Consider the following 1,410-nt stretch of genomic DNA (forward strand, 5'->3'; position numbering starts at 1 on the left):
TTCGATCAGGGTTCCTTGGGCTGCTCCTGCGCCTCCGTCTCGACAATCACATTGGGCGGCCTTGGCTCGGATCCGCTCTCAACCAGATCCTGCAAGTCACCCTGCGCTACAGCCTCTGCCGTCCTCGTCGGAGTAGACCTCTGAATGCCATAGGTCTGCGACTCAGGCTCGGTCGGATCGGTAGCCGTTCTCTCGTTCCGGACTTCAGAGACAGTCTCTGGGGAAACAAGACTAAGGCTCGCGGCGTGCTCGGCCATCGCCACACTGTCGGCCGCCAGCACCAAGCTGCTGCCCGCACCAGCTACCACCTTGGCGAGGTCCTCGATCTCGCCGATCCTCTTGGGATCCCGAGAGACGTTGCGAATGTAGACCGCCAGCACCCGCCCGGGATGCTCCTCGACAATCTGACGGTAGATCTCAGGATCGTGCTGACCGCTGTCGCCGATGAGGATGAAGGGCAGCTCACTGTAGAGCGCCAGCATGTTGTGGATCAGCTCGCGCTTGTGGTCCCCGGCCTTGCGCGGCAGCGGATTTGTCCAGGAGACCCCCCATTCACGCAGGAACAGGATTGGGCCAATCGGGATGCCATGCCGATCGAAAAACTCCTCCAGCACCTCGTAGATGCCCCAGGGTGCGCGTGAGACATAGAGCATGGGGTTCTGCTGATCGCCAGAGGCACCGGCGTGCAGGGCCCGGTACAACGCCCCGACCCCGGGAAATGCCACCCGGCTCTGCGCGTCCTCGACGAACAGGCGCCAGAGCATCCTGAGCTTGTTGGCCACACCCGTTTCCATGATGGTGTCATCGATGTCGCTGATGACCACATACCGGCAACTGGCCGGTGGGATGAAGATCTGGGTCTGCGCCTGAACCGCCTGGGGCAGCGGCAGTGTCAGATCCATGGTGTGCCACGAACGGGCGGGCGGCGGCGGCAGGGCAGGGGAGAGATGGATCCGGAAATAACCGTCCTTGTCGGTAGTGAAGTTCTCTTCAGCACCATAGAACCGGGCTGTCACAACAGCATTGGGGATCGCGCGGCGGGCAATGCGCCGACCGATATTGCGTAAGTTAGTCAGGAGGTCTCCTCGTCCGGTCTCCGCTTGCGGGCGGGATTGCCGGAACACCCGACCGATCAGGAAAACCTTGGAGCGGGATCCGTATCCGCGGTAGGGCTGGATGACCACGCCTCTTTCGCCTTGCGCTTCCTGCACGGGCCGAGCAGCGATGCCCAGCATCCGGATCAGTCCGCTCAGCCATTTCCTCACTGCGCCAGTGAGGCTCATCGCGATCCCCCCGCATCCTTGTCTGGTCTCACAATGAGGTAGGTCGTGGAAAAGATCCTGGAAGTCGTGCTCAGTTGAGCCATGATCCTCATGCACTAGCTGCGGCAGGCCAGGCTCGGTCCACTAC

Annotated in this window: 1 protein-coding gene; it reads right to left on the reverse strand. The window is 62.0% G+C overall.

The genetic code is table 11. The features are described from left to right. Window positions 1–5 precede the first annotated feature (5 nt). Window positions 6–1,283 carry an App1 family protein gene (locus ACYVOK_RS34395; RefSeq protein ID WP_460666789.1) on the reverse strand — a complete coding sequence of 426 codons (1,278 nt, stop codon included), beginning with the start codon at window positions 1,281–1,283 and terminating at the stop codon, window positions 6–8. Window positions 1,284–1,410 lie beyond the last annotated feature (127 nt).

This window comes from Kribbella swartbergensis, assembly GCF_054784135.1.